Annotated in this window: 15 protein-coding genes; 7 read left to right on the top strand and 8 right to left on the bottom strand. The window is 62.0% G+C overall.

Annotated features, from left to right (window positions below; genetic code table 11):
- Positions 1-477: 477 nt before the first annotated feature.
- Together lapD and lapG are read right to left on the bottom strand one after the other, a co-directional pair.
- On the bottom strand, positions 478-2,424 hold the full coding sequence (lapD, locus tag J7E36_RS17900; RefSeq protein WP_215005581.1) for a cyclic di-GMP receptor LapD: 1,947 nt from the start codon (positions 2,422-2,424) through the stop codon (positions 478-480).
- 14 nt (positions 2,425-2,438) lie between these two features.
- Complete coding sequence (gene lapG / locus J7E36_RS17895) at positions 2,439-3,131, bottom strand: cysteine protease LapG (protein ID WP_215005578.1); 693 nt, start codon at positions 3,129-3,131, stop codon at positions 2,439-2,441.
- A gap of 201 nt (positions 3,132-3,332) precedes the next feature.
- Here lapG and J7E36_RS17890 point away from each other — a divergent pair, with 201 nt between their 5' ends.
- The 5 genes from J7E36_RS17890 to J7E36_RS17870 all read left to right on the top strand — a co-directional run bounded on the left by J7E36_RS17890 (position 3,333) and on the right by J7E36_RS17870 (position 10,474).
- Entirely contained in the window at positions 3,333-4,025 is a 693-nt protein-coding gene (locus J7E36_RS17890; protein WP_215005575.1) for a GntR family transcriptional regulator, read from the top strand.
- A 686-nt stretch (positions 4,026-4,711) separates the two neighbouring features.
- Positions 4,712-5,488: a DUF3050 domain-containing protein gene (locus J7E36_RS17885; RefSeq protein ID WP_215005572.1), complete on the top strand. Its 777-nt coding sequence runs from the start codon at positions 4,712-4,714 to the stop codon at positions 5,486-5,488.
- Complete coding sequence (locus J7E36_RS17880; RefSeq protein ID WP_215005569.1) at positions 5,485-6,417, top strand: diiron oxygenase; 933 nt, start codon at positions 5,485-5,487, stop codon at positions 6,415-6,417. Before J7E36_RS17885 ends, J7E36_RS17880 begins: the two co-directional genes overlap by 4 nt.
- A 10-nt stretch (positions 6,418-6,427) precedes the next feature.
- The gene (locus J7E36_RS17875; RefSeq protein ID WP_215005566.1) at positions 6,428-9,979 is read left to right on the top strand and encodes a non-ribosomal peptide synthetase; all 3,552 of its coding nucleotides are present in this window, start codon (positions 6,428-6,430) and stop codon (positions 9,977-9,979) included.
- Positions 9,980-10,009: 30 nt separating this feature from the next.
- Complete coding sequence (locus J7E36_RS17870; RefSeq protein ID WP_215005563.1) at positions 10,010-10,474, top strand: SRPBCC family protein; 465 nt, start codon at positions 10,010-10,012, stop codon at positions 10,472-10,474.
- A 222-nt stretch (positions 10,475-10,696) separates the two neighbouring features.
- Here J7E36_RS17870 and J7E36_RS17865 read toward each other — a convergent pair whose 3' ends face one another.
- A complete protein-coding gene (locus tag J7E36_RS17865) occupies positions 10,697-12,577 on the bottom strand; it encodes a methyl-accepting chemotaxis protein (protein ID WP_215005560.1) in 1,881 nt (626 codons plus the stop codon).
- A gap of 219 nt (positions 12,578-12,796) precedes the next feature.
- Positions 12,797-13,870: a fatty acid desaturase gene (locus J7E36_RS17860; protein WP_215005557.1), complete on the bottom strand. Its 1,074-nt coding sequence runs from the start codon at positions 13,868-13,870 to the stop codon at positions 12,797-12,799.
- Positions 13,871-13,971: 101 nt separating this feature from the next.
- Here J7E36_RS17860 and J7E36_RS17855 point away from each other — a divergent pair, with 101 nt between their 5' ends.
- Positions 13,972-14,976 (top strand): AraC family transcriptional regulator, encoded by a 1,005-nt coding sequence (locus tag J7E36_RS17855; protein ID WP_215005555.1) that lies wholly within the window; start codon positions 13,972-13,974, stop codon positions 14,974-14,976.
- 144 nt (positions 14,977-15,120) lie between these two features.
- On the opposite strand, the gene J7E36_RS17850 is transcribed toward J7E36_RS17855, so the two are convergent.
- Positions 15,121-15,807, bottom strand: a complete 687-nt coding sequence (locus J7E36_RS17850; protein ID WP_215005552.1) for a Crp/Fnr family transcriptional regulator — start codon at positions 15,805-15,807, stop codon at positions 15,121-15,123.
- A gap of 87 nt (positions 15,808-15,894) precedes the next feature.
- Between J7E36_RS17850 and J7E36_RS17845 the strand changes: the two genes are divergently transcribed.
- The gene (locus tag J7E36_RS17845) at positions 15,895-16,419 is read left to right on the top strand and encodes a DUF962 domain-containing protein (RefSeq protein ID WP_215005550.1); all 525 of its coding nucleotides are present in this window, start codon (positions 15,895-15,897) and stop codon (positions 16,417-16,419) included.
- Positions 16,420-16,585: 166 nt separating this feature from the next.
- Here the strand turns inward: J7E36_RS17845 and J7E36_RS17840 are convergent, their stop codons facing one another.
- From J7E36_RS17840 to J7E36_RS17830, 3 genes are read right to left on the bottom strand one after another with little or no spacing between them, the layout of a single operon-like run.
- Complete coding sequence (locus J7E36_RS17840) at positions 16,586-18,808, bottom strand: GMC oxidoreductase (RefSeq protein WP_215005547.1); 2,223 nt, start codon at positions 18,806-18,808, stop codon at positions 16,586-16,588.
- Positions 18,805-19,314 carry a sorbitol dehydrogenase gene (locus J7E36_RS17835; RefSeq protein WP_215005545.1) on the bottom strand — a complete coding sequence of 170 codons (510 nt, stop codon included), beginning with the start codon at positions 19,312-19,314 and terminating at the stop codon, positions 18,805-18,807. Before J7E36_RS17835 ends, J7E36_RS17840 begins: the two co-directional genes overlap by 4 nt.
- Positions 19,304-20,671 (bottom strand): cytochrome C, encoded by a 1,368-nt coding sequence (locus J7E36_RS17830; RefSeq protein WP_215005542.1) that lies wholly within the window; start codon positions 20,669-20,671, stop codon positions 19,304-19,306. Before J7E36_RS17830 ends, J7E36_RS17835 begins: the two co-directional genes overlap by 11 nt.
- Positions 20,672-21,002: the final 331 nt, after the last annotated feature.

Below are 21,002 nucleotides of genomic sequence, written 5' to 3'. Positions count from 1 at the left end.
CTGACGGGGTGTACGGCCGCCAGAACCAGGTCGGCTATAAGGCCGCCTCGGCGAGCTTTTGATCTGGGGGCCCCGTTAACCACGCTGGCCGAACGCAGGTATTGCGCAGTGGGCAATCCGGCATGGATGCCGGATTAGCCGCGCTGGACCATGGATGGTCCTTCGCGGCGGGCCCACGGAGCAATGCCTGCGTTCGGGCACACCGAGCCCAGGCGAGGTGCCGAGTGGTGGGGCAAGCCTTTTTTGCTTACTTTTTTTGGCGTCTGAAAAAAAGTGAGTCGCCGTCAGGGCGAAACCCTAAGTGGCCGTTACCGCAGCAACGGATATGTACCCAAACCCCACGAAATATAAGCCGACAATCAAGCCGCCATCGCGAGCAAGCTCGCTCCCACATTCGATCTGAGCACAGCCGGAGAATCAGGTCGGCTGTCAGGCCGCCTCGCGAGCAAGCTTTGCTCCCACAGGGGGACCCAAGCCTTACGCCCAGCGCCGAGGCTCACCCACCAACTGCCCCTGCACCCCAAACAACCCCATCTCCCGAATCACCGCCAGCTCCCCCTCAGTCTCCACCCGCTCAGCAATCAACGGCAGGTCAATACTGTGGGCCGCCCGCTGGATAGCCTCGATGAACAAACGCTTATCCCCCTCCTGATCGATAGCCCGGATGTAACTGCCATCAATCTTCAGATAGGCCAACCCCAACCGCGACAAGTTGCCGATCATGCTGAAACGACCACCAAAACGCTGCAGGCTCAATGAGAAACCCAACTCACGCAGCTGCCGGGTCAGTTGCTCCAGCACCGCTTGCTCCGGCAATTGCTCCTCACCGATCTCCAGGGTCAGGCGCGGCCCGAGATTGGAGTGGGCCCGCAGGATCTCAAAGATTTTGGTCAGTGCCTGCGGGTCGGCCAGTGTGGCGGAAGACAGGTTCAACGCCAGAGACTGATCGTGCCCGGCCATCTGCCTGAGCACTTGCTCGAGCATCAGGCGGTCCAGGCGCGCGGTCCAGCCGAAGCGCTCCAGCCAGGGCAGGAAGCGCCCGGCAGGAATCGTCTGGCCTTGCTCGTCGAGCAGACGCGACAGCACCTTGTAGTGCAGCACCACCTGGGTGTCCTGAGCCGCCACCACCGGCTGGAAGTACAGTTCGAAACGCTGCTGGCTCAGGGCCTGTTCAAGCAGTGTATGCCAGGCGTGGTGATCGTCGCCGACGCTGGCCACCGCGCTATGGTCCAGGCAGGCCCAACTGGGTTCGCCCTGGCTTTCGGCCTGGGCCAAAGCCTGATCGGCGAGTTGGAGCACAGCCTGCGGCGAGTCGCCATGGACGAAGGGGGCCAGCCCGATGGAGGCCACCGACGCCACGTCGGTCGCGCCGGTGGCGTGCAGGCTTGTCAACGCGCCTTCAAGATTCTGCGCCAATTGCAGCGCTTCCTCGCGCACCAGGCCCGGCGCCAGCACGGCGAATTCACCGCCACGAATACGCGTCACCAGGTTCTGGGTTTCCGGGTATCGGGCGCTTTCACGCAGTAATTGTTCGCCGACAGCGATCAGCAACTGGTCGGTGCGCTGTCCGCCCAGCCGCTGGTTCAAACCGGCCAGGTCCTTGACCCGCAACAGCAGCAGGTAACCGGAACTGGCCTGCTCCGGGTTGCTCACCCGGGCATTGAGTTGCATCTCGAAATAGCGCCGGTTGGCCAGGCCCGTGAGGTTGTCCTGATAAGACTCCACTCGCAGTTTCTCACTGCGCTCGGCCTGCTCCTGGAACAACGCCTTGAGCTTCTCCACCATCTGGTTCATCGCCTGCACCACACGCCGCAGCTCAGGGGTGCGCGGCAGCTCCGGCAGGCTGAGAAACTCGCGCCGGGCGATGGCATGGGACTGGTGCACCATGTAATCCAATGGCTTGAGCTGGCGACGCAGCAGCAAGGCCCCCAGCACCGCGCTGACGGCGCCGCACAGCAACAACCAGCCCAGGCTGCCCAGTGCGCTCTGCCACAGCTTGGCGAGGGCGAACATCGGGTGGCTGACCACTTCTACCCGCGCAGCCTGCTCCCAGCCACGACTGACGATTGCATCGCCGCCGGCCGGCTCCAGGCCGATGAGTGTGACGAACCACTGCGGCACACTGCCGGCGTCCGGCGTGCCGGTGCGCTCGACGAGGGTCTTGTCGGTAGCCACATCGACCACGCGGATGCTGGCGTAGTAGCCACTGTCGAAGATCGAGCTGACCATCAGTTCCACCATCGCCGGGTCGTCGATGTTCGGCGTCAGCGACAGCGCCAATGCCGTGGCCGCATCCTGGGCGTGAGAGCGCAACTGGTTGACGTACTGGGCCCGCGAACTCTCCAGGCTGACCATGAAGCTGCCGCTGAAGGCAACCACCAGGAACAGACAGATAGCGATCAACAGCTGTTTGAACAAGGACATCTGAGCGCGCGCTCCTAGTTAGTCGTCTCGACCGGGAAACCTTCGGCCTGCATTTTCTTCAACACATCCTGCCACCGGGACAGGCGCTTGGTGTCACCCACTTTCTTGTTGCCTTTGGCGCCTGGCAGCCACAGCCCTTCGGCATTGAAAGAGTAGACCGGCAACAGGTCGGTTCGCTGGCTGGCCGGCTGGATGCCGTCGATCAGGCTATCGAGCACCAGCGGCATCGCCTCGGGCGTGGCGTAATAGGTGAGCACCATGTGCGCACGGTTCTGTCGCAATGCCTTGACGTAGGTGATGCGCAACTTGTCACTGGAGACCCCGAGATGCCGCAGGCTGAAATACTTGGCGATGGCGTAGTCCTCGCAATCGCCGGCACCCTTCCATAAGGCCTGGATCGGCGTTTCCCAGTAGTCGACCTCATGCCACAGGTCGATGTCTTCCACGTAGCGCACCTGTTTGTTGAAGAACAGGTTCACCACCTTGAGTTGCTCCAGCTCGGGAATCTGCTTCTGGGTTGCCAGCAGGTGCTGCCAGGCATCAATCCGCTGCTGCCCTTCGCCCAGTGGCCCATAGAGCGCCTGGGCGCGCCGGCTGATCTGCGCAAAGTCCCAGTCGGCCTGCAGGCCGCCCAGCAGGAGGCCGGCCAGCAACAATGCCGAACACAACCAGCGCAAGGACCTGGAAACAGGGAACGGTGCAGCCAAGGGAAAGACGTCCGAAAAGGGCCGTGGGAAATCGTTGGATGGTGAAGCCTGGCCCGGTAAAAGACAATGGCAGGATGCGATCACCGCAGGCAGACTAAACTCTAGTTCAGGAACCGACGTAGCAAGTCTTTGACGGCCCGGTAATCTGTTACTAATGTTCGTCTGGATCCAATTCGTTACTACTCGTCAGGATGCGTTGTCGTGACACAGAAACCCAAACCGCTCAGCACCATCCAGGTCAACGGGCCCATTCCCGCGGACCAGGCACGTTCGATCATCGAAGGTTCTCTGCGTGAGGCGATCCTCGACGGGCGTTTGCCTGCCGGCACCGCTCTGCGCCAGCAGGAACTGGCCGACCTGTTCGGCGTGAGCCGCATGCCGGTGCGCGAAGCGTTGCGCCAGCTGGAGGCGCAATCGCTGCTTAATGTCGTTCAGCACAAGGGCGCGGTAGTGGCTCCGCTGATCACCAACAATGCGGTCGAGACCTACGCCCTGCGCTCGGTCCTGGAGTCGTTTGCCTTGCGCCTGTCGATTCCGTTGTTGAATGCCGACGATCTGGCAATGGCCGCTCGATACATCGAGCAGTTGGAAGCACAGACCGACCACGCCGAGATCGGCAAGCTCAACCGGCTGTTTCACATGTCGCTCTACCACAAGGCACCCAACGCCAAGCTACTGGACCTGATCGAGCGCGAACTCAATGAAGAGGAGCGCTTCCTGCGCTTCCATCTGTCGTCCCTGGGACTGGGCAAGCTGACCCAGGACGACCATCGCGCACTGCTTGACGCCGCGACGGCCAAAGACATTGATAAAGCCGTGGCCCTGCTGGAGCAACACCTGGAAAAAGCCGCCATCACCATCCGCCGGTACCTGGAACAACCGTCCAGTCGCTGACCCTGCGCCGGCTACCTGGCCGGCGTATCAATTTCTTACATATCCTTCCTACCCTTCGGGTTCCTGTCTGGCACGACTCGGCCATGGCAGCGACGCCCCGCCCCAATCAGGCCAATGGCACTGCCATCGATTTGGGCCCACTCTTGCGCTTGTCGATTAAAAAACAGACCTGAAGACGTCAGTGCCTGGCTGAAACCAGGCGAATCGAAGCCAATACGCAAGGAGCGTCGTCCAACCGGCGGGATGATCGGATGTCCGACCGACGTCCCTCCCTTAAATATCAGACTTCCTAACTTCCTGATCCCTGAAGTGCTCCGAGTGAAGCATTCACTCGAACTGTTCGATTCTGATCGCTGTAAATCGGAAGGAGCTTCTTCGCCCCAATAAAACTTATCTAAAAGTTTTAACAGGCTTCTTCGCGCCCAATAAATACCCAACTTTTAAATAATAAAAAAATAACTTGCCGCCCACTTGTTTCGTGTATTAGTTTTTTATTCGCCGGGTTGTTACCGGCTGTTTACTTCTCGACCAACCCTTTAATAACGGCACCACAGACCGGCAACACGCACTTAACAGCGAATACTTGAGCCACTTGGGTAATTCATGGACTCCGGCTCAGGCACCCGCTCGCCTTCCTAAAAATTCGAGCCGCCCGCCGGACAAATATCATTGATGAGGACGTTCCAATGCAGCCTACCAAAGAACAACTATCTCTGAAAAAACACGAACTTGGCCAACACCCGGTTTTTTCCGAAATAACATCAATCGATCTGTTGCGCCGTTTTATGGAAAGCCATGTATTTGCCGTATGGGACTTCATGTCCCTGACCAAGCGCCTGCAACGGGAATTGACCTGTGTCCACCTGCCCTGGCTGCCACCGGCCGACCCGCACGCGGCCCGCCTGATCAACGAAATCGTATTGGGCGAAGAATCCGATGACCGTCCCGGGGCCGGCTATTGCAGCCATTTCGAACTGTACCTGGACGCCATGCGCGAGGTCGGCGCGGATACCCGCGCAATCGAGCAGTTCATCACCCTGCAGCAGGAAGGCGTCAGTCCCGAGACGGCACTGGAAAGTGTCGAAGTAGAACCGGCGGCGGCGCGGTTCGTACGCCAGACCCTGCACACCGCGCTGCATGCCCCGGCCCACAGCGTCGCCGCCGCATTCGTGCATGGTCGCGAGAGCGTCATCCCGCAGATGTTCCAGCGCATGCTGGATGCCTGGGGCATTGGCCTGGATCAGGCGCCGACCTTTCGCTACTACCTGCAACGGCACATCGAGGTCGACTCCGAAGACCACGGCCCGGCAGCGGAAAAGTTGCTGGCCCGGTTGATCGACGGTGACCCGCAGCGTGAAACCGAGGTGCTGGCCGCCGCGCTCGCCGCCGTGCACAGCCGCGCGGCCCTGTGGGACGGTTTGCGCGAAAGCATGGCCCAGCCGGTTGCGCAGGTGACGCCATGAACGCCCTCACCTACCAATCGTTCGCCGACGCCTGGGAAAGCCGCGCCACCATCCGCACCCGACCACGGCGCCGGGTGGAGGACGACGACAAGTTGATCTTTCCCATGAGCCGGCAACCGCTGGTGCACAGCCAGACCTTCCTCAGCCATTGTCCGCAACTGCGCGATTTCGTGCTGGTGCAGAGCCTCTACAAATTCATCAATGACGTGGTGATCTTCGAGACCGAGCTGGTGGATCACACCGCCCGGCGCATCGCCAAGAACCGCTTCGGCATCGAGTTCCCGTTCGCCTGCCGATACGACGCGATGACCGTGGTGGTGGACGAGGATTACCACGCGCTGGTGGCGATGGACTTCATGCAGCAGACCATCGACATGACCGGCATCACGCCGATCCCATTGCCCGGGCAGATCGAGCTCAGCCGGGCAATACCGGCGACCCTGGCCCAGGCGCCGGAGCACTTGCTCAGCGCCGTGGAGCTGATCTGCATTGCGATTGCCGAGAACACCGTGACCAACGAAGTGGCCGCCTTCGCCCGGGACGATTCGGTCAAGGCCTCGATCAAGGGGTTGATGGCCGACCACTTGCTCGACGAAGGACGGCATTCCGGTTTCTGGACGCGGCTGGTGCAGATGTACTGGCGCACCGCGCCTGAAGAAGACCGCGCGGCGATCGCCCGGCTGATGCCCGGTTTCATCGCCCAGTACCTGGCGAGCGACCTGCAGCAGGCGTTCGATTTCGAGCTGATCGGGCACCTGCCCGTTGACGAATCAGTCCGCCAGTCGCTGCGCGAAGACGCCAGTGCGCTGGCCTACCCCATCAATCGCTTTCACCCATTGGTGGGCAATATCACGCGGTTCTTTCGTGGCAGTTCAATGCTCGCCTCCCCCTGTGTGCGCGACGCCCTCGCCGACTACCTGACCCCATGAGGACCTTCCAATGAGACGCCTCGAAATCGCAGTGCCTGGCAGCAGCCAGGCCATGGCCGAACTGGCCAAGGAACTGGAACTGCACGGCCATGGTGTGGTGGATCTTCAATCATCGGCCAGCCACGGCGCGATCGACTTGTTGATCGATGACGGGACGGTGCCGTGCGCCTTCGCAGCCCGTGCATGCCTTCGGGTACGGGTGGCGCTTCGCACACTTCCCGGGAAGGCCTTGCCGCAACCGGTGGTGTTTTTTCACGACGGCTCGCAGCGGCTGTTAGGCCAGCAGGTGATCGCCCTGGAACGCTCCGGTAATGGTCAGTCGTTGCGGCTGCGAACGCAGGCGGCGGTGGTCGAACGCGCCGCGCAAATGGTCAGCCAGTTCTCGCGGGATGACAGCTGCTTCGAACACTGGCCGATGATGCCGGCCGAGGCCATTTGCGAACCGGTGCAAGGACTCGATGCACTGGAGTCGCTGGCCTTCGCGCACCATCTCAATCGGCCACCGGTACCGTGGCTGCTGGCCGCCGCCGACGTGCCGGTGATGCACAGCATCGAGCAGCGCATGCTTGATGACGCGACGCAACCGGCGCTGTGTGTCGATGGGCAACTGATCGACTACAAGGCCTTGCGCAGCCTGACGCTGAGGGTGCAACAGGCGATGCTGGAACAGTTGGAACGCGCAGATTCTGAGCAAGCAAGGCCTGTGGGAGCAAGGCTTGCCCGCGATATAGACACAGCGGTACCCAACCAGACCGAGTCATCGTTCATCGCGGGCAAGCCTTGCTCCCACAAGCCTCGCCCTCACCAGCCTAGCTCGCAAAAGGTGATTGCGCTGTGCTTGCCCAAATCTGCGCACCTGTACGCAGCCATCCTGGCAGTGTTGGGCTGTGGGGCGGTGTACCTGCCGCTGGACCCGCAGCACCCGGCGCAACGTCGGCGCTTCATTCTGGAGAACGCCAAGGCGGACCTGCTGCTGCACGCCGGTGACAGCGACCTCGGCGAGCTCGCGCTGCCGATGCTGGATGTGCGGCGCTTACCAGCGTCCAAGCGCGACGTCCCAACGTCACTGATCCGCCGCGTCGTGGACATCGACGCGCCGGCCGTGGCGATCTACACCTCCGGCACCACCGGCCAGCCCAAAGGCGTATTGCTCAGCCACCGCAACCTCAGCCATTTCTGTGCCTGGTACGGCGATTACGTCGGGTTGCAGCGCGACAGCCGGGCGTTGCAGTTCTCCACCATCAACTTCGACGCGTCGCTGCTGGATGTCCTGCCGACGTTCATCCACGGCGCCCGACTGGTGGTGCCCAGCGAGGACCAACGCCGCGATCCGCAGCAACTGGTCGCGCTGATGCACGCGCAGCAAGTCACCCACGCGTTTCTACCGCCGGCGTTGTTGAGCGTGATGCCCTTGGATGCACCGCTGGGCCTGACGCACCTGATTACCGGTGGGGATGTCTGCGAGCCATTCGTGATCGAGCGGCTCGCGCCGCAGTGCCAGTTTCACAACATCTACGGCCCGACCGAAACCACCGTGCTGGCGACCACACGCCAGTTCGGTGTCGGCGACAACAACCGTAACCTTGGCGTCCCCATCGCCAACAGCCGGGTGCTGATTCTCGACGAGCAATTGCAACCGGTTGCCCAAGGCACCCCGGGCGAGTTGTACATCGCCGGGCCGGGCGTTGGCCTGGGTTATCTGAACGATCCGACGCTGACCGGCGCCCGTTACCTCGACCTGACACTGCCGGGCGGGCAAACGTTGCAGGTTTACCGCACCGGCGATATCGGCCAGTGGACCGACGGCGGCATCGAACTCTGCGGGCGTCGGGACAACCAGGTGAAGATCCGTGGCTTCCGGGTCGAGCCCGAGGAAATCGAGCATTGCCTGCGAGAAAGCCAGTTGTTCCGCCAAGTGGCGGTGGGCGTGGATGAGCGGCGGCGGATCGTCGCGTTCCTGGTGCATCCCGAGGAAGCCCAGCCTGGCGCCGCGCTCCAGGCCCTGCGCGAGCATGTGCAGAACACGCTGCCGAGCTACATGCACCCGGCGGCCTACGTCGAACTGCCCAACCTGCCGTACACCAGCAACGGCAAGGTCGATCGGCGAGCCCTGCTCGCCACGGCGGTACCGGTCCAGGTCGGCGGCCAGCGGCGATCGCCGCAAAACCCGCTGGAAACGCAGCTGCAGCAACTGTGGGCCCATCTGCTGGATCTGCCGGCCGAAGACATCGCCACCGATGAGAGTTTCTTCAACCTGGGCGGACATTCGATCCTGCTGTCGCAGATGCTGCTGAGTATTCGCCAGATGTTCGGACGCAGCCTGTCGATCAATCGCTTCATCGAGGCGCCGACGCTGCTGACCCTGGCAAAGTTGCTCGACGGCCCCGAGCAGAACGAGCCATCGACGCTCAGCCCCCAGGCGTTCATCGATGCCGAAACCGAACTCAACCTCGAGCCGCTGGCCATCAGCCAGTGCGGCGACGTGCACAAAGTGGTGGTGACCGGCGCCAATAGCTTTCTCGGGGTGCATATCGTCGAAGCGCTGTTGGCCTGGGGCGCCACCGAAGTCGCCTGCCTGGTGCGGGCGGGCGCCGGGCAAAGCGCGGCTGAACGCTTTTCCCAGGCCTTGCAGGACAACCGCCTGACGCACCTGGACCTGAGCCGGGTCAGCGTCTACGCCGCCGACATCACCCAACCGCAACTGGGCTTGGCGGACGAGGTCTACGCCCGCATCGATCGCACCTTCGGCGCGCTGGTGCACAACGCCGCCCACGTCAATCATGTGCTCGACTACGAGTCGTTGGCGCGGGACAACGTGGAGCCGATTTTCGAATGCCTGCGCCTGTGTGAAGGGCGCAGCAAGAAGATCTTCAACTTTGTCTCCACGCTGTCGGCATCCAGTGCCCTGGATGCCGATGGCCAGGTGCTGGAACAACCCGCTGCACCCACGCCGCCGATCTACATCAAGAATGGCTACAACCTGTCCAAATGGGTCGGCGAGCGGATCCTGCAGCGGGCCCGGGACCGCGGGGTGTGGGTCAATCTGTTCCGCCCCGGCAACATCAGCTTCAACAGCCTGACCGGGGTCTGCCAGCCCCACAAGAACCGCTTGATGCTGATGCTCAAGGGCTCGATCCAGCTCGGCCAGGTGCCGGACCTGTCGCTCAATTTCGACCTGATGCCCGTGGACTTCCTGGCCCGCTTCATCGCCTTCCACGCCAGCCGCTACCAGCCGACGCAAGCGGTGTTCAACCTGCACAACCCCGAGCCGTTGAGCTGGGACGCTTATGTGGCGTCATTCCGCGACAGCGGCCGGGAGTTTTCCCTGGTGAGCGTCGCCGACTGGCAACGGCAACTGGGCCGGGTCGATGCCGACAACGCGCTGTTCGGCGTACTGGGTTTCTACCTCAACGGCTTCGAGGAAGACATCGGCGACATCTCCCTGATCCGTCACGACAACGCCCGCACCGGCGTGCGGCAGATGGGCGCCCGCTACCCGGAAAAATCCCCGGCCCTGCTGCGCCGCGGCGCCGACTACCTCAAAGCCATCGATTTCATCTGAAGCATCCCAACCCAACGCAAGGAGCAAGACATGACTGCATTTCAACCCGACACCCTGATCAGAAACCCCCACGCCTGCCACGTCGAAACCTCGGTGGAAGTACCGGCGGACGCCGCTCGAGTCTGGGAAGTGGTGGGTGATTTTGGCGGATTCAATCGTTTCATCCCGGCACTGGCGCGCATCGAAATGACCGGCGACGGCGTAAGGTCCCTGCGCAAGAAATTTTTCGTCGACGGGCAGAACCTGGTGGTGGAACAGCTCAACAGCCGCGACGACCAGGCCATGCACATGACCTGGACGCTGATCTACAACACCCTGGGCATCGACAACCTGTGGGCCGCCATGCGCGTCGAGCCGCTGGCGGACAACCGCTGCCGCGCCACCTGGACCATCATCGCCGACCACACCGACGCCCATACACCGTCGGGGTTCAGGGATTTCCTGCAAGGCTTCGCCGATGAAGCGATGGGGAATGTGCGACGGATGTTCAGCTAACACCAGCCCCCCCTGTGGGAGCGAGCTTGCTCGCGAAAGCGGTAGATCAGGTGCAGTGATGTTGACTGTGCTGCCGCCATCGCGAGCAGGCTCGCTCCGCCACTGGATTCCCGAGTGGCAGCAAGATCCAGGTCCACCACAAGGCCCCTGTGGGAGCGAGCCTGCTCGCGATAGCGGTGGGTCAGTTGGCCGCGATAGCGGCGCCACAGGACACCGCAACTGTCAGATCTTGAAGCTATCCACCAACTGCTTCAGCCGATTGGCCTGTTGCGACAAGGCATCGCAGTCCCTCAGGGTTTCATTGAGGTTGGCCACGCTTTGCTGGTTCAGCAGGTTGATGTGACTGACGTCCATGTTCAGGGTTTCCACCACGGCGGTCTGTTCTTCAGTGGCGGCGGCCACCGATTGGTTCATGCCGTCGATCTCACCGATGCGCTGCGTCACGCTGACCAGTCGCAGGCCGGCCTGGTTGGCGACTTCCACACTTTCTTCGCTGGAAACCTGGCTGGCGTTCATGGTGGTCACCGCTTCGCGGGAACCGACTTGCAGCGAAGTGATCATCTTGTGAATTTCTTCCGCCGACTCCTGGGTGCGGTGCGCCAGGTTGCGCACTTCATCGGCCACCACCGCAAAACCACGCCCGGCTTCACCGGCACGGGCGGCTTCGATGGCAGCGTTCAAGGCCAGCAGGTTGGTTTGCTGGGAGATGCCCTTGATCACGTCGAGGATGTGGCCGATGTTGTCAGTGCTGGCGTTCAGGGTTTCGATCTGAGTGCAGGAGAGGCTGATCTTCTGCGACAGCTCGGTCATGGCCTGGATGGTTTTTTCCACCACCTGACGACCATCATCGGCCTGCTCGCTGGCACCACTGGCCTGTTGCGACGCGTCGGCGGCATTGCGGGCGATTTCCTGGGTCGCGGCACCCAGTTGGTTGATGGCCGCCGCCACGCTGTTGGTGCGGGCGCTTTGTTCATCCGAACCCACCAGCGAAGCGTTGGACGAGGTCATCACCCGCTGCGACAGGTCATGCACCTGGCGGGTGGCGGAAGACACTTCGGAAATCGATGCGTGAATCCGCTCGACGAACTGGTTGAACGAGCCCCCCAATACGGCGAATTCGTCCTTGCCCTGCACGGCCAGGCGCCGGGTCAGGTCGCCCTCACCCTGGGCGATGTCCTGCATGGCGCGGCCCATGGTGGTCAACGGACGCATCAGCACCTGGATCAGCATGCTCAACAGCAACGCGATGACTGCCACCGCGACGAACATCGCAATCAGGGCAGAGGTACGGAACTGGCGCAACGGCGCGTAGGCCTTGTCCTTGTCGATCGACAGGCCGATGTACCACTCGGCGCCCGGCAGGCCGGTGACCTGGGTAAACGAAAGAATCCGGTCCTGGCCGTTGAGCTCGACTTCCTGGATACCTTTGCCGATGCGCACCGGTGTGCCGGGGTAGATGTCCTTGAGGTTCTTCATCACCTGGTCCTTGTCCGGGCTGACGATCACCTGACCGTCGCCACTGACCAGGAAGGCATGGCCGAGACCGCCAAAGTCCACCGAGTTGATGATCTTCACCAGGGTGTCCAGGCTCAGGTCACCGCCCACCACACCGAGCAGTTCGCCATTTTTCTTTACCGGCAGGGCAATGGTCACCACCAGGCCGCCGACCGCCGCCGAATAGGGCGGGGTCAGCATGGTTTTATCGGCAGTCACCGCCTGTTTGTACCAGGGCCGCTGACGCGGATCGTAGCCGTCGGGCATTTTCGCGTCGGGACGCTGGGTAAACACACCGTTGGCCTGGCCCACGTAGGTGAACTGGAAATTCGAGGTCAATGCCGGCTGGTCAACCAGCCCTGCCAGATCGGCATTGGCGCCCTGGTGCGCGATGTTCTGCGCCAGGTTTTCCAGCACCAGTATCCGGCCACTCATCCAGTTCTGGACGCTGCTGGCCGTCAGGTCACCGGACTGCTCGATCGAGGACTCCAGACTGCGACCAATAGTGTTGCGCTGCAGATAGTCGTTGTAGAGCGTGAACAGGGCAAAAGCCAGGACCACCACACCGGAGGCGGCCAGAAGGATTTTGTGGCTGAACTTCAGATTCATCGATGAGGCTTCTTATGCAGGAGTGGGGGTGCATTCCGATTGCATTGCAGTCAAGCGTAGACGCGGCTTTTGACCTCGCTCCACTTTGGTGCACGCTTATCAAGCTGTCGGCAAGCCATGGAAAAAAATTAGGCTTTTATGACGCTTGGCGACGAGAGGACAAGATTAGTCGCTCTCAGGCTTGGCGTGGCGAATGCAGCCCCTTCTTCTGATACGGCTTCACGCCCGGACCGTGTTCACCTCCTCTTCTACGCCAACCGCTTTACCCACAAACCGATTCGCCCGGCCAAACGTACCGAAGTCATTGAAGCGCACGCCCATTTCGCGCATCACCTTGTGGGCCACCGGCACCGTCAGTTGGCGGATGTAGAACGGCTCCTTCACCACAAAATGATGGATCCCGTGGCTGCTGCCAAAGTTGAAGCAGAACGCCTGCAACGGCCACAACCACCAGGGGTTGAGCACTTGGGTTTGCTGGATGACATTGCCCGGCTCGATGTCGCCGTAGTAGTGCATGTTCGAGCTGATGAAGTGCAGGCAAAACGTGCGCAGCACGTTGGGTCCGATGATCACCACAGCAGCGATGTCGATCACCTGCATCACCGCCAGCGTGTTCGCAGACCAGTCGATCGAGGTGCCCAGCAAGCCGGCGACGCCATTGGCCCCGTGAAAACCGAGAAACACGTACCAGGCGCCCCAATGCAGCAACGCCAGCGGGAAATAGACCTTCAGCGTGCGTTTCAGGATGCTGCGCTTGTGGGCCCAGGTCTTGGCCCGCAGCAGCCGGATGAAGGCCGACATCACGTTGTCGCCGACCATCAGCAACCGCGCCAGGCCCCAGGGCTCGCCGTTGGTGATTGCGCGCTCCTCCAGGTCCGCCTCGCTGCCGGACACCTTGTGATGATTGAGGTGCAGATGGCGACGGATCCACGGGTTGATGGTGCTCGGGCGCGCCAACCACACCAGGCCCATCATCAGGTTGTGCGGCACGCGCTGCTTGCGAAAATACATGCTGTGGATCAGGTCGTGCTCCAGCTCATGGGTGAGCGACGCGAAAAAAGCGTTGAGCAGCAGGCACGCCCATCCGGCCAGATGGCCGTTGATGTAGAGCAGCGCCGACCCGATCATCCCCGCCAGGGCGAACGCCAGGATGCCCGCGCCCAAAGCATCCTGATGCCGCAGGATCGGGTAGCGCTGGCGCAATTCTTCGCCCCGGGCCAACACGACCTGGCGAATATGGGCGCAGCGTTCTGCTGCATTCAATCGCTCGGGACTTGCGCAACGGCCGTGCATGGCTTACATCCTCTAGTTATCGATGTACTCATCCTGCCGGGCGTTGCCCTCTGGGGTGGTAGCCGTAGACGCCAACCTGTTGACCGCAAGCGCCAATCGTCATGACTGAACCGACCTCACTCGCCAGCTGGACCCGCGCCCTGCGCAAACAGCTCGATGCGCTGGGCCTGGACAGCCATGCCCTGTGCCTGGAGGCCGGCCTAGACCCGCAGTTGATGGATGACCCGAATGCCCGTTATCCGCTCTCGGCGACCACACGCCTGTGGACGCTGGCGGTGCAGGCCAGCGGCGACCCGGCGATCGGCCTGAGGGTATCGCGTTTCGTCAGCCCCACCACCTTTCATGCGCTGGGTTACGCCCTGGTCGCCAGTGGCAGCCTGCGCGAAGTGTTCGAGCGGATCGTGCGCTATCACCCGGTGGTCAGTGACGCGCTGACGCTGCAACTGAGCCGTGGCGAGGATCGCTACCGCTTCAGCCTCGATGTACCGACGGGTCATCCCGCGCCTGCCCTGGAAGCCATCGACGCGTTTGCAGCCATCTATGTGCGCACGTGCCGCAACCGGCTGGGCCGCGATTACGCACCCTTGGCCGTTTACCTGCGCCGCCCCGAGCCGCAAGACCCCGGTCCCTGGCATAAGGTATTTCGCTCGCCGGTGCATTTCGGTGCTGCGCAGGATTGCCTGGAGTTCGACCTCGCGGATTTCGACAGCCACCTGGACGACGCCAACCCGGAGCTGGCCGAACACAACGAAACGGTGCTCGAGCGCACCCTCGCCCAGCTCAAGCCACTGACCTGGGAGCGCAAGGTCCGGGCGGCCATCGAAGCCCAACTGCCCGAAGGCGAACCCAGCGCCGAGCACATCGCCAAGACCATGCACCTGAGCCTGCGCAGCCTGCAAAGGCACCTGGCCGACGAAGGCTGCCGCTTCGACGCGTTGCTCAATGAATGCCGGGAAAACCTGGCACTGCTGCATTTGCGTGACCCGCATTGTTCGTTGAGCGAAGTCAGTTACCTGCTGGGCTTCGCCGACACCAGCAGCTTCAGCCGCGCCTTCAAGCGCTGGACCGGGATGACGCCGGGGCAGTTTCGCGATGGTTTGCGCTAGGGTTTGCAGTGGCTGGGTTGGCCCCTTCGCGAGCAAGCCCGCTCCCACTGGGGATCTGCGGTGAAACGAAGATCTGGTAGCCACCGAAGGCCCCTTGTAGGAGCGAGCTTGCTCGCGATAGCGGTGGATCAGCCACTGAGGGCTTCAGAGCGTGGTCAACGCCCGCAACCGCTCAATGTCGAGAATTTCGATCTCGCCATAACCGAGGTGAAGAATGCCCTGGGCCTGCAAATCCTTGAGGATCTGGTTGGTGGTCTGGCGTGACAGCGAGAGCATCAACGCCAGTTGCTCCTGGGGCAGTTGCAGGACCCGCCGGGCCGGTTCGGTTTCGCCATAGCCTTCGGCGATCAACAGCAAGCGATGGGCAACACGGGCTGGGGCAGGCATCAGGCTCAGGTGTTCGAGGTTGATGAAGGTCAGGCGCAATTTGTGGCTCATGAGTAATGCCAGGTGCCGCCAATACAGCGGTTGCTGTTGCAGGAACGCCAACAAAGGCGCTTGAGGCAGGTGCAGCAGCGTGCATTGCCCGACAACCACCGCGTCGTGGGTGCGCGGCTGACCATCGAACAAACAGATCTCGCCGAACCAGTGGGGTGCTTCGATCACGCTCAGCAGCGCTTCCTTGCCCTGCTCGCTCACCGTACCGACACGCACGGCGCCTTCCAGCACCGCGTACAAGCCACAAGGCGGGTCGCCACGCTGGAACAATCGCTGCCCCGGCGACAGGTGCCGCACCCGCGCCATCTCCAGCAGACTATGCTGTAACTCAACGGGCAAATGGCTGTACCAATGGCCGGCCATCAGGTGCGAGTGCCAGGGGTGCGAATTCATGGAAACTCCGGGACAAGTGTCGGCTAGCTGACAGACCACCGAGTGGAACCTGGGCATCATGCAGGCATCGCCTCAGGAGGAATAACAATGAAAAGCCTCGTCGATCATCTCAGTCAATACGCCGCCTACCACCGTGACCCGCGCAACATTGCCAGCCATTTCATCGGCATTCCGCTGATCTTCGTCGCCGTCGCCGTGCTGCTGTCACGGCCAGGCTGGGCGATGGCGGGAGTGCTGGTGTCGCCGGCGCTGCTGGTGGCCATCGCCAGTGCCTGGTTCTATCTGCGCCTGGAACTGCGCCTGGGTGTGCTGATGACGGTGCTGCTGGGCCTGGCCGTATGGCTGGGCCAGGCACTGGCCGCGCAAAGCACGGCGGTGTGGTTGGGCAGTGGCGTGGGGATGTTTGTGGTGGGCTGGGTGATCCAGTTCATCGGTCACTATTACGAAGGCCGCAAACCGGCATTCGTCGACGACCTGACCGGGTTGATCGTCGGGCCGTTGTTCGTGGTGGTCGAAGCGGGTTTCCTGCTGGGCCTTCGCGGCGACCTGAAGCGGGCCATCGAAGAGCGCGCCGGGCCCGTGGTGTTGCGCAACCAGCGCTCGGCGGCTTGAAAACAACGTAGTACCAGCCTACCCCCTGTAGGAGCGAGCCTGTGGGAGCAAGGCTTGCCCGCGAAGGCATCGCCTCGGTCTATCAGCTACACCGAGTGGTTTGCATCGCGGGCAAGCCTTGCTCCCACAGGCCCGCCCACAAGCGTCAGGCCTTGGCGCTCAAGCGCTACAGCGCACCGAACTCGACCCGGATGGTCAGCGCGCCGGTGTTATCGCGCAACCCAGATCCATACTGCCCGGTCAGGTCATCATTGATGCACAGTTGCAGTTCCCCTTGCTGGTCGCCCGGAACCTGCCCCAGGTCACCCACCAGGAACGGCTTGCCACCGTCGCCCACACGACCGATCAAGGCACCTTCGGCCGCACCGGGCAAGGCATAGCTGCTGTAGTCGATGTGCCTCGAGCCGCCGTTCCCATCGACATTGCCGCCTTGCGGGCTGGCACACCACAACCCACTGACGTAGCGAACCAGGCGCGGTATCAACCCGTTGACCTGCACGCCGGTGCCCTGCCAGGTTTGATTGGCCTGGACCTGCAGGGTCACCGCCTTCAGGTCGTTGGCCACGGTGTCCCCGGCCTGGAATGACAACGCCGCAATCGTCAGGCTCGGGTTCGAGCTGCCGGTGCTGGGGAAGACGCCATCGCCCACCAGAAACAGGTTCTTGTGGTCCCAACTGCGCTGGTGCTTGTCCACCACCGACTTGGTCGGGTCATCGCCCATGCGGTAGGTGCCCATCAGGTGCCCGGCGCCCTGAAAGCTGTAATCGTCATCTTTGTAGGTGAAGGTCCCCTGGCCAATGGGCGCCGTCAGTTCCACGGCACCGAGCAGGTCCTTGATAATGTGGCTCGCCAATATCTTCGCCTGCCTGAAGCCTTCCTTGGTGTAGTCGGACAGGTCGTAGTGGATTTCCGGTCGAAGAATGCCGAGCCCGTCCGTGAGGTTGTCCGTCGAGGGCACGATGTAGCTGTTGGACTGGTCGGGATGCTCCTCCACCTGCTCCACCAGAAAGCCGATCCGAAACTGGCGGATGAACAGGCCATTGAGCCGTTGAATCAGTGCCGTGCCGTAAAGCGCTTCAGTGGGTGGCGGCGGTGTCTCTTTCGAAGGCAGCGGGTTGGTGTGGCTATTGTTCGCCCCGTCGATAAAATCGGCCACGGTGACGTAAGGGTCGCCCACCGGCCAGTTCCAACCCTCATTGCCGATTTCGATACGCCACGCCGCTCGCTGACTGCGAAAATCGCCGTCACGCAGGCTTTCGATGCCCGCCGTGGACACCGGGCCACGATACGGAAACACCGTCTTGCCTTCAGGCATCAACCCCCAGGCCAGGTAAATCGGATGGTCGGACAGGCTGCGCCCTACCTGCCCACTGCTGTTGGCCACACCCTTGGGCCAAGCCGGGGTCTTGGAGTTGAGCAACAATTTAGGGGTTTCAATGGCATGGGCCGCGATCACGTAACGCTGCCCGATGGCCACGCCGGTTCCCGTCTGCGGCCCCTCGCCGAGCTGGTACTGAATGAATTCGACGCCATTGATGTTCTTGTCCGGGCCCACGGTCACCTTGCTGGCCACGGTCCGGTACATGACCCGGACTTTACCGGTGGCCAGGGCCTTGTTCAGGGTCACGGTTGCGTCGTACTTGGCCTGGATCGGGCAGATCGGCGTGCAGTTGGTATTGCCGGCGCACACCCGGCGCCCGGCATAGGGTTGGGAGTTGCGCCCGGCCGGCGTCGGACTGACCACCAGCGGCAACCCATCGAAGGTCTGGCCGGTCACGGCAGTGACAAAGCTGCCATCGACCAGCGACAACGGAATGCTGTGCATCGGGAATGAATAGCCCTCGGGAAACGTCATGCCCAGGTAGGCCTGATCAGCGACATTGGCCGACACGCCGATTTCCGCCTCGGCCCGACAATACGCGCTTTGCAGGTCGTCGTAGCCGATCGGCCAGTCCACCCCGACGCCGTACTTGCTCTTCAGGCGAAAATCGTTCGGCACCATGCGCAGGCAAGTCCCGACCCAATGCCAGGTCGTGCCGCCGCCCACCCGTTCATAGGTGCTGTTGAAGGGCAGCGGCCCCTTCTGCACCAAATAGCTGACTTTCGGCTTGTCCCAGCCAAGGATCAGGTCGGCAATGGTTGCCCGAGGGGCATTTTCCTTGCTCGGGTCACGCGGTGTATCCAGGGTCGACACCGGCGGATAGGGCGATTCAGGGGTTTTCAGGGTCGCCGTGTAGAAGCGCTCCAGGTATTGCGCGCGGTTGGCCGGGACTTCCGGGCCCGATTCGAGCACCAGCACATCGACGCCGGCCATGCCCAATTGATAAGCGATGATGCTGCCGGCCAGCCCCGCCCCAACGATGACCACCTCTGCTTGTTCGGTACTCATGACGAGGCTCCTTGACCGTTGGCGGGTACACCGGTGTAGTCCTCAAGGCTGGGCGGCGTCGTGTTCCAATAGCCGAAAAACATCTCGCTGTAGCCCATGGGATGGGCCTGGGCAATTTTCCAGGCCCAGCTCTGGATGTACGCCTGGTCGGACACCACCGTCGAGTCGGTCGATTGATAACTGCCAGTGGCATAGGGCTGATACCAGACCCCAAGCAACCACAGTTTCATGATCGACCGCGCGGCTTGGGCGGTCTGTGTGACAGCCGGTCGCGATCCGTCCATCAGCACCGCCTGGGCGATCTTGTCCGGAGGTACGTGATCCGCCGCCAGCGTGGCGTACTGAGTCAACAACGTGTTGAGTACGTCAGGGGTGATACGCGAGGTGATGAACGCGAGAAAAGTCGGCGGTAAACCCACTTGGTCGATCGCCGGTGCCAGACGATCCGTGGGAATGCCGGTCAGGGCCGATGACAAGCCTACAAAATTGTCCAGATCACTGCTCATGGTTGACTCCTTGTCCACCGGTGGACTGTGCGCGTTCGAGCAAATAGGTGAAATCCGCGAAGCTGGTGCGCGGGGACTCGGTGACATGGGTGGCCGCATTGCCATGACACGCCATGCAACTGGAAGACGCCTGGGGTACGGTGCCCTGGATGTAGGTTTCCAGCGTGGCGTTGGCGAGGAACAACGGTGCGGGACTGCCCAGTGGGTTGGCGGCCGATATCTGGCAATTCTTGGGCGGGTCTGACGGCCACTGGGTACTGATCAGTTGATAGTTCGCCCAGACGCTCTGCGGGTTCACCGTACGCAAGAGGGCCTGATAGGTGGCATTCAGGGCCTTGGTGGCGTCGGTCAGCGGCACTTCCCGCACGATTTGCGAGGGGGTTGCCTTGACCGCCGGGTTCCATGGCCGTGGTGGCGGCTGGTTGATATCGCTTTTGCTGGCAGCGTTGTAGAACAGATAGGGCCCCGTCCGCTGGGCAAGGGGCGTGGTCTTTTCCGGCACGTTCTTCACATGCTCGAAGGTTGACCAGACCCATTGCGCCGCGCTGGCGGTCTTATGGACCATGTGCAATCCCACCAACCCGACCGGCTCGGCTACGCACGACTCCTCGACGATCGGTCCATGGCTCGGGTCGCTGTTGCCCGGCGTATAGACGAGCGCATCGACCGTATGGAAATCCTGCCGGTTGTCGTTGGGGCCCAGCACTTTCCACGACGCCTTCACCATCACCGCGCCGACCTGCCGGGTGTCGGTGGAACCGCAGCTGAACGCCACGGTGTTGTTCGGGTTGGCGGCGAAAAATGTCTGCTGGCCTTCGATGCTGTACAGACCGTTGTCGACGATCCCGTTGAACATCGATTGGTTGACCACGATTTCGTTGCGCGTGTAGGTACCGTTCTGGTCCACCAGCGGACCGCTCTCGAAGGGCTGGATGAACTCATCCAGCACATCGGGCACCTTACCCATCTGTTGCAACAGGCGACCGGGCTTGAGCGACTTGCAGGCCTCGGGAAGGCTCGCCGCTGCGTTCCAGGGTAGCGGCGCCTGGCCCTTGGCCCGGAAAATCTGGTAGCTCTCTTTCCAGCTTTCCCACACGGTGGCGCCATCCTGTTTGCCGATGGGCGTACCGGTATTGGGGTCGCCATTGTCCAGCGCCGGCCAACTCAGGGCAATGAAGGTCTGCCACGACAGGTCCTCGAAATTGGCTTGCAGGCTGGGCAGCGAGATCGGTTGGGTAACCGTGACATCGAAGGGTATCTGCGGCGACAACGCGGGGGCGGCGCTGGCGGCCGGGGCCAGCAAGACGCCTAACAATGCACAGCCAAACGGGCCATGTCGACTGACTTCCACGCTCATATTCTCTCTCCTTGGCATCAGGGCACCAGGAGAGATAACACCGGTCCGTCATGGACTCTTACTTGCCTCCTGGCCTGTCAGAGTCTAGGTAGGGTTCGACTCAAGGACAGGCGCAGAAGTAGAACCGATTGAAGCAAGGAAGAGAGTCGTTATTCAGATTCAGATGGCGATGAGAATCTTTGTGGGAGCGGGCTTGCTCGCGAAGGCGTGGCAAAGCCAACCTCACCCTCAGCTGACCCACCGCTTTCGCGAGCAAGCCCGCTCCCACAGGTCTTGAGGGGATCCGAAATAGGCGGCCGCCACCGGACCACTGATTGGGTGGAGGCAACAA

The sequence above is a fragment of the Pseudomonas fluorescens genome (assembly GCF_018614775.1).
GTDB lineage: Bacteria > Pseudomonadota > Gammaproteobacteria > Pseudomonadales > Pseudomonadaceae > Aquipseudomonas > Aquipseudomonas fluorescens_BY.
This window is presented reverse-complemented; position numbering and strand designations above follow the sequence as displayed.

What these genes read in the sequence shown, in the direction of transcription:
- lapD (WP_215005581.1), bottom strand. Translation starts at nt 2,424, where the DNA reads ATGTCCTTGTTCAAACAGCTGTTGATCGCTATCTGTCTGTTCCTGGTG.
- J7E36_RS17885 (WP_215005572.1), top strand. Translation starts at nt 4,712, where the DNA reads ATGCAGCCTACCAAAGAACAACTATCTCTGAAAAAACACGAACTTGGC.
- J7E36_RS17880 (WP_215005569.1), top strand. Translation starts at nt 5,485, where the DNA reads ATGAACGCCCTCACCTACCAATCGTTCGCCGACGCCTGGGAAAGCCGC.
- J7E36_RS17875 (WP_215005566.1), top strand. Translation starts at nt 6,428, where the DNA reads ATGAGACGCCTCGAAATCGCAGTGCCTGGCAGCAGCCAGGCCATGGCC.
- J7E36_RS17870 (WP_215005563.1), top strand. Translation starts at nt 10,010, where the DNA reads ATGACTGCATTTCAACCCGACACCCTGATCAGAAACCCCCACGCCTGC.
- J7E36_RS17865 (WP_215005560.1), bottom strand. Translation starts at nt 12,577, where the DNA reads ATGAATCTGAAGTTCAGCCACAAAATCCTTCTGGCCGCCTCCGGTGTG.
- J7E36_RS17860 (WP_215005557.1), bottom strand. Translation starts at nt 13,870, where the DNA reads ATGCACGGCCGTTGCGCAAGTCCCGAGCGATTGAATGCAGCAGAACGC.
- J7E36_RS17855 (WP_215005555.1), top strand. Translation starts at nt 13,972, where the DNA reads ATGACTGAACCGACCTCACTCGCCAGCTGGACCCGCGCCCTGCGCAAA.
- J7E36_RS17850 (WP_215005552.1), bottom strand. Translation starts at nt 15,807, where the DNA reads ATGAATTCGCACCCCTGGCACTCGCACCTGATGGCCGGCCATTGGTAC.
- J7E36_RS17845 (WP_215005550.1), top strand. Translation starts at nt 15,895, where the DNA reads ATGAAAAGCCTCGTCGATCATCTCAGTCAATACGCCGCCTACCACCGT.
- J7E36_RS17840 (WP_215005547.1), bottom strand. Translation starts at nt 18,808, where the DNA reads ATGAGTACCGAACAAGCAGAGGTGGTCATCGTTGGGGCGGGGCTGGCC.
- J7E36_RS17835 (WP_215005545.1), bottom strand. Translation starts at nt 19,314, where the DNA reads ATGAGCAGTGATCTGGACAATTTTGTAGGCTTGTCATCGGCCCTGACC.
- J7E36_RS17830 (WP_215005542.1), bottom strand. Translation starts at nt 20,671, where the DNA reads ATGAGCGTGGAAGTCAGTCGACATGGCCCGTTTGGCTGTGCATTGTTA.